This window comes from Mycobacterium simiae, from assembly GCF_008370645.1.
GTDB classification, from domain to species: Bacteria; Actinomycetota; Actinomycetes; order Mycobacteriales; family Mycobacteriaceae; genus Mycobacterium; species Mycobacterium simiae_A.
On sequence record NZ_VTZN01000226.1, the window covers coordinates 1 to 6478 of the forward strand.

Sequence of the window (6478 nt, forward strand, 5' to 3'; positions counted from 1 at the left end):
GGTGTGCCTCAGGCCGTGCGGTACCAGCCCTTCGATCCCGACCTCGGCGCAGGCGTTGTCGAATGCCCAGCGGTATTCACCGAGGGGCAAGAATCCGCCTTTACGGCCGGGGAACACCAGCGCGTTCGGGTTGGTGGGCAACTCGGCGTGGAGCCTCTGCCAAACAGGCTCAGGCACCGGCACGTGACGATCCCGTTTTGTCTTGGTGGTCGACTCAACGATGCCCTTACCGGTCACCGCTGTGGCGGACGATCTGACAGTCAGCACTCGATCCCCCACGTCCTTGCGCCTCAGTGCGACGGCCTCACCGAACCGCAAACCACAGTAGCCGAGCACCAATGTCAGCGTTTCAAACCGACCCGTGGCCCTGGCGAGCATCACCAGTTCGGCATGGGTCAGGTAGCGATGCTCGCGCTCGGCCTGTTCGGGCAGATCCTGGTCCCGCTTGATTTCAAGAGCGACGTTCTTGGCAACTCTGCCGGTCCGTTGCGCGTACTTGAGGAGAGCTCCGACCAGCTGGTGCGCCTGAGTGATGCGACTTGCCGACAGGCCCGTGCCTCGCTGGGAGCCGTCCACCGACAATCCCCCGAGCCAGGTCGAATACGACGCATAATCAATACGCTTCAGTGGCACGTCCGCCCACTTGGGAAGGACCACGGTGTCCAGTAGCGAGCGATAGCCCGCGACGGTCTTGGGCTTGCGGTGCTGCTTGGTAGCGAACCACTGTTCGGCCACCGATCCGAACGTCTCGGCGCTCCTGCGTGGATCGACATATTCGCCGCGCTGCACATCGGCAGTCAGTCCGTTGAGGTAGCTCTGCGCGTCGGGTTTGCGCTGGAAGCTCTTGCTGTGCTCCACTCCGCTGCCGTCAACCCACCTGACGCGCCAGCGCGAAACCCTGCCGTAGACGGCAGACCGCTCGGTTCGCATCTTCCCGTCCGGCCCTTTGACCCGCTTATGCCAGCGGTCGTCAATCCCCGCCCGTTGATGCCTGGTTGCCATCTCACCGAGGGTACCGCAGCGATCCGTTGTACTGCATCCGCTTTGGCTTGTCTGGTCGCCGGCATCAACAAGACAGCCTGGCTATGTCTCGATGGGCCGGACACCGATGAGGGCGGCGAGCGCCGCAATGTCGCGGTCTCTGTCGTAGCCGCGAAGCAGTTCGACGTAGCGCGGTTTATCGAGTTCCCAGTCATACTGTAGCTCGGTGGGATTCTGAACCGTCGCGTACACCAAATCAGCGAGAAACCTTGTGGTGCGCCCATTTCCATCGGTGAACGGATGGATTCGCACAAGCTCTGCATGAACAGCAATACCCAGTTGCCGACCGGTCCAGTCACCGGTGTGCACCCATCGGTACGCAATGGTGTCGAGCGCGTTGCGTACCTCGACGGCGACCTGCTCCGGTGCGACACCGATGTTGAGTTCATGTCGTCGCTACCGCCCGGCCCAGTCCCATACCGGACCAAACATGCGCGCGTGGAGATCGCGGACGAAATGGTCACTGAGAAGCTCGTCAAGCGACAACGAGCCGTCAAGAGCCGACGGCATCAATAGATCGAAAACCTGGTCCTGAAGGCCCTGTTCGAGGTCATAAACATCAGCGCGCGTGATCGGCTTGTCCAACACCTCGACAACGGCCTGACTCCAATCAATAGGCCACCACGCCGGAATCGCCGGGTCACGAACACTCCGAAGCCGGCTCGCCGCAGGAAGGCAGGTGTATCGAGTAGAAGCGAGCTGCCCAATCGGTTCTTCAACTCGTGAGACCCCGGCCTCAAGCAAGTTGCGAGGCCGGGGCCATTCGACTAGAGCACAGACCCGCAGGTCATCTCCAACGCTGGTCCCGAAGCCGTTTGTTTCACCGGCCGCATCAGAGTGCACTTTGCTCAGTGTAAAGGGGTGTGCTCAGTCGAGCGCCGGCCACACGCCGCCGGTGAACAATGCCGTCCCCGGAGCGACACGACCCGATAGCCGGACCAAGAGACGCGCGTGCCAGGGCGCCGCGGGGCCGTTGTTCTGCAACAACTCCGCGAACCCACCGCCGGATCGGACCTGGTGGGCGTAATCGACAAGGAGGTCCGGTACCCAACCCACCGGAGCACCGTCAGTCGCTGCGAGGAGCAGAGCTCGCGGGTTCGCCACGTTCGTGGAGTCGTCCGTGAGATTGAGGTGGTCGCCGGCCTGCAGCGATTCCGCCACAGCTTCCGTGCCGTGCTGGCGTACTGCATAACTAACCCCGCGAACGAGGAAGATCGCCTCAGTTTCACCGCTGTCGGCGACGGCGGGTGACTCGGCGAGGAACACGCTGTCGCCCTTTCGCTCGCCGCCGCTGCGGCTGAGTATGTCGAGCCGGGATGCCTGGACTGTGAGCCCGAGCCAGCGCACGTATTGGGGATAGTCGGGTCGTTTGCGGTCCATCACGCGTAGGTCGAAGAACGGCCACAGCCGGTCCGATTCATAGACACGGTTGAGGTCCGGGAACCCGATGAAGGGGTGGAATCCCGCAACAGACCCGCCTACTCCTTCCAGGTACTGGAATCGGTAGCCGGCCGCCCGATAGTCCAGCACCCCTACCCGTGTGATGACACGACGCTGCCGATTGCGCCAGGCAACCGCGAAGCGTCGCACAGCACGGCTCGTCGGCGGTGAGAGCAACTCAGCGCAGGACATCAAGCAATCTCCCTCGGTTGACCATGATCAGCTCGACGGTGAAGCGGCTCGCGATCTCAGACATGTCGGGTGCGGCGGCGATCACGCTCGCCACCGAATCCTTGTCCACCGCCATGATGCGCTCGCGCCAGTGCTCTCGTGTCGTCGACTGGCAGAGCGTGGCTGCGGCGTGAGCCAACTCGACCAGGGTTTGCCAGCGGGTACCCGGACGATGCTCGAACCTGTACGCCTTTCCGCGGCTCGCCCAACGCGGAACGGTCCCGTCGTGCAAGTGCTGAGCGCGGGTCTCGTCGGTCAGCGTGAATCCCAGGCTGGCCGCGTGGTCGAACGATGGGCACAGCGCCTCAGCCTCATCTGTCTCCGGCGGCGGAACGAGTACGGCCCAGTTGCGATCGTGACGGTCACTGTGGGCGATCAAAGCGTCGAACACGAGGTAGCCGGCGAAAGCATCGAACGCGCGGAACGTGGACGGGAGCGCTGAGTCGGGAGGTGTTGCGAACCGCGCAAGCGCCTGCTGGATCGTCTCGACGTTGTGCCCTCGTTGCCCGGGATCGTCCGGGTCGTAGTTGAGCACAACCTCGGGCATCAATGCTTGCCCGGCCTGCAGTTCCCAGTTCGGCAATCGCACGTCCTCAACCAATGCACCACGCACGCCGTCACGGAGGGCCAGCTCGACCGGTGCCGCAGGTATCCCGACGAGCCGGGCCAACTCGCTGGCCAGCTTCTCCACCACGTCTTCGCCGAACGATCGATCACGCTGCGGTCGGGCCGGCTTGAACAGCCACGTGCGTTTCTGCGAAGAATGCTTGAGCCAATCGTGCGGGTGCTGACCTTGGGTCTCCAGGCCGGCGACAGACCAATCGTCAACGCAAACGACCGGCCAGGAATCGAGCACGAACTCATTGTGCCGGGGCCATCCGCGCAGACGGCGTATTGATCAGCACGCCCCATCTGGGTGCTGACAGTGTTGGACGTGCGCCACCCTGTCAATACCGCAGTAAATACCGCAGTGGATTCGCTCTTCCTCAACCGCAACCAAGGCAGCCAATCGCATATTCGCAGGTAAAGCTGTTTTCTTTGGTACGTATCACTCGTGGCAAACGCCACAAACGCCGAGAAAATCGGATTTTAAGTCCGCTGCCTCTGCCCCAATTGGGCTATGGGGGCCCGGCTGCGAATCTAGCGTGCGGACGCCGGGTCCGGGACCCCCCTCCCCGGCACGAACCCGAGAAAACACCGACGTGCGCAACGGCGCGGGTTTGAGTAGGATCGCGCGCCGCGTGCCTGACTATTGTGCCGATCGTCGGAGTCATATGACACGGCCGTATCGCCCGCAAGGAGCTTGTTAAAACTGCCCGCGTCGGCGTTAAGAGGCCGTAAACGTCCGTCACCCTACGCCTTTCGACGCCGAATGTGGAGCCGTGGCTGGTTAGCGTTACGCCAACACACAGGGGTCGTTACGCAAACACACAGGGTCGACCCGGGAGCCAAGAGGTCGCCATGGTTCACACAAGGAGCAACAAATGTCATTTCTGCAGATAGTGCCCGAAGAGTTGACAGCTGCGGCCACGCAGCTAGGCGCGCTCAGCACCTCATTGACCGCGCAGAACGCGGCCGCCGCCGCGCCAACCACTGCTATCGCTCCCGCAGCCGCTGACATGGTGTCGGCGCTACAGGCCACGCTGTTCACCGCGTACGGCGCCCTCTACCAACAGTTCAGCGCCGACGCAGCCGCCATCCATGACCAGTTCGTGAGCACCCTGGGCATCAGCGCCGGTACCTACGGCGCAACCGAATCCCTCAACTCGGCGGCGGCCGCTTCACCGTTCGACGCCATCTCCGGCGCCGTCTCCGGAGTCACCGGTGACTTCTCGAGCATCCAGCAGGCGGTCAACAGCGTTATCCCCGCCGAGTTCTCTGGCGGCATGGCCAACATCGCGAACATTGGAGTCGGGAACTGGGCCTCGGCCACGTCCAACCTGCTCGGTTTGACCGGCGGTGGTCTTCTCCCGGCCGAAGAGGCCGCTGCGGCCGACTCCTTCCTCGGCGGTGAAGCCGCCTTGGGCGAACTCGGTGTGGCGGAGGCGGCGCTGGGCGGGCTCGGCGGGGCTCCGATTGCGGCTGGTTTGGGCGAAGCTTCTGCAGTCGGCCTGTTGTCGGTGCCGCCCAGCTGGGCCGGTCAAGCCACGCTGGTGTCAAACACGACCGCGCTGCAGGGCGCGGGCTGGACCGCCGCCGCGCCACAAGCCGCTCCCGGTGTCCTCTATCCCGGCGTGCCGGGGTTGGCATCGGCCGCTCGCAATAGCGCCGGTTTCGGTGCGCCGCGCTACGGCGTCAAACCCATCGTCATGCCAAAACCGATGAGCGTCTAGGCGGGCCCGGCGTTCACCCAAGCCGCACATAAGCCGCACCCAAGCCGCACATAAGCCGCACATAAGCCGATAAGCGCAAGCAAGCCAAGAGAATAGGAACAACATGGATTTCGCAGCTTTTCCTCCTGAAGTCAATTCCGGGCTGATGTACACCGGAGCAGGCGCGGGACCGCTGCTGGCCGCTGGGTCGGCCTGGAACGGTATGGCCGTTGAGTTGTCCACCACCGCGGCCTCTTTCGAGTCGGTCGTTACGCAGCTAACGAGTGAGCTGTGGCTTGGTCCGGCCTCACTTTCGGCTGCTGCGGCGGCCCAGCCCTATATTGCCTGGTTGACCTACACCGCCGCGGCGGCCGAGCAGGCCGGCATGCAGGCCATGGCATCCGCGGCCGCATATGAGGCGGCGTTTGCCGCGACGGTTCCCCCGCCGGTGATCGCGGCCAACAGGGCTCTGCTGGCCGCACTGGTCGCGACCAACTTCCTGGGTATCAATACCCCGGCCATCATGGCCACCGAGCTCCAATACATGGAAATGTGGGCTCAGGATGCCTTGGCGATGTATGGCTATGCGGCGGCATCGGGAGCTGCCGGGGTGTTGACTCCGATCAGCCCGCCAGCGCAGGCCACCAACCCTGCGGGGGTCGCTGCCCAGGCCGCCGCAGTCGGCGCGGCTGCGGCGTCCCCGGCCGCGCAGTCGGTCGCTGACCTGATAACCCTGTTGCCCAACGCGATTTCGGGGCTGGCCTCCCCAGTCACATCGGTTATGGACGCGACCGGACTGAGCGGAGTTATCGCGGACATCGACGCCTTCTTCGCCATCCCGGCCGTATCAAATGCCATCAACGGCGTAGTCAACACAGCGGCGTGGTATGTCATGGCGACGGTTCCTAACGCAATATTCCTCTCGAACGCGCTGGCCCCCACGGAAGCAGCCGTCGAAGCTGTGGAAGGCGCAGCCGGCGGCGCAGCCGGGGCCCTAGGAGTTGGGCTTGCGGAATCGGTGGCACCCGCCGCCGGCGCTGGGGTAGCGGCCGGTATGGGTGAGGCGTCTCTGGTCGGCAGCCTGGCCGTACCGGCGAGCTGGTCTAGCGCCGCCCCCGCGACGGTTTCCAGCGCCAGCCTGCTATCCGGCAGCGGCTGGACCGTCCCCGAAGAAGGGGCGCCGGTCTCCGGAATGGCCGGGATGCCCGGCATGGCAACGGCCGCCAAGGGCGCCGGCTCCTACGCCGGACCGCGCTACGGGTTCAAGCCGACCGTCATGCCCAAACAGGTCGTCGTGTGACGCTGACAAGAACCCGCGAAAAGGGAGGACATTTCACTCGTTTAGGTCCAGCAATTAACCAACAGGCCGTAATCTGATCCGTTATGCGGCTACCGCCGCACTAATGCAAGTGCTATCCCTTCTACAACTGCAGACTTCGAGACAAGGAGACAGC

The 6478-nt window shown here is 63.9% G+C and carries 7 protein-coding genes; 2 read left to right on the plus strand and 5 right to left on the minus strand.

Annotated features, from left to right (window positions below; all coding sequences use genetic code 11):
- The 5 genes from F0Q45_RS23375 to F0Q45_RS23390 form a co-directional block, all read right to left on the minus strand.
- A partial coding sequence (locus tag F0Q45_RS23375; protein WP_149656169.1) for a tyrosine-type recombinase/integrase occupies positions 1-1002 on the minus strand: 1002 nt, incomplete at its 3' end.
- Positions 1003-1083: 81 nt separating this feature from the next.
- Complete coding sequence (locus tag F0Q45_RS28745) at positions 1084-1350, minus strand: Fic family protein (protein WP_262491138.1); 267 nt, start codon at positions 1348-1350, stop codon at positions 1084-1086.
- An 87-nt stretch (positions 1351-1437) separates the two neighbouring features.
- A complete protein-coding gene (locus F0Q45_RS28750; RefSeq protein ID WP_223163940.1) occupies positions 1438-1626 on the minus strand; it encodes a hypothetical protein in 189 nt (62 codons plus the stop codon).
- A 282-nt stretch (positions 1627-1908) separates the two neighbouring features.
- Positions 1909-2673, minus strand: a complete 765-nt coding sequence (locus tag F0Q45_RS23385; protein ID WP_149656170.1) for a hypothetical protein — start codon at positions 2671-2673, stop codon at positions 1909-1911.
- Positions 2660-3568, minus strand: coding sequence for a HipA domain-containing protein (locus tag F0Q45_RS23390; RefSeq protein WP_149656171.1), 909 nt, complete (start codon positions 3566-3568; stop codon positions 2660-2662). The genes F0Q45_RS23385 and F0Q45_RS23390 overlap by 14 nt, the downstream gene beginning before the upstream one ends.
- 628 nt (positions 3569-4196) lie before the next feature.
- Here F0Q45_RS23390 and F0Q45_RS23395 point away from each other — a divergent pair.
- Positions 4197-5045 (plus strand): PPE family protein, SVP subgroup, encoded by an 849-nt coding sequence (locus F0Q45_RS23395; RefSeq protein WP_149656172.1) that lies wholly within the window; start codon positions 4197-4199, stop codon positions 5043-5045.
- Positions 5046-5148: 103 nt separating this feature from the next.
- Positions 5149-6324 (plus strand): PPE family protein, encoded by a 1176-nt coding sequence (locus F0Q45_RS23400; RefSeq protein WP_149656173.1) that lies wholly within the window; start codon positions 5149-5151, stop codon positions 6322-6324.
- Positions 6325-6478 lie beyond the last annotated feature (154 nt).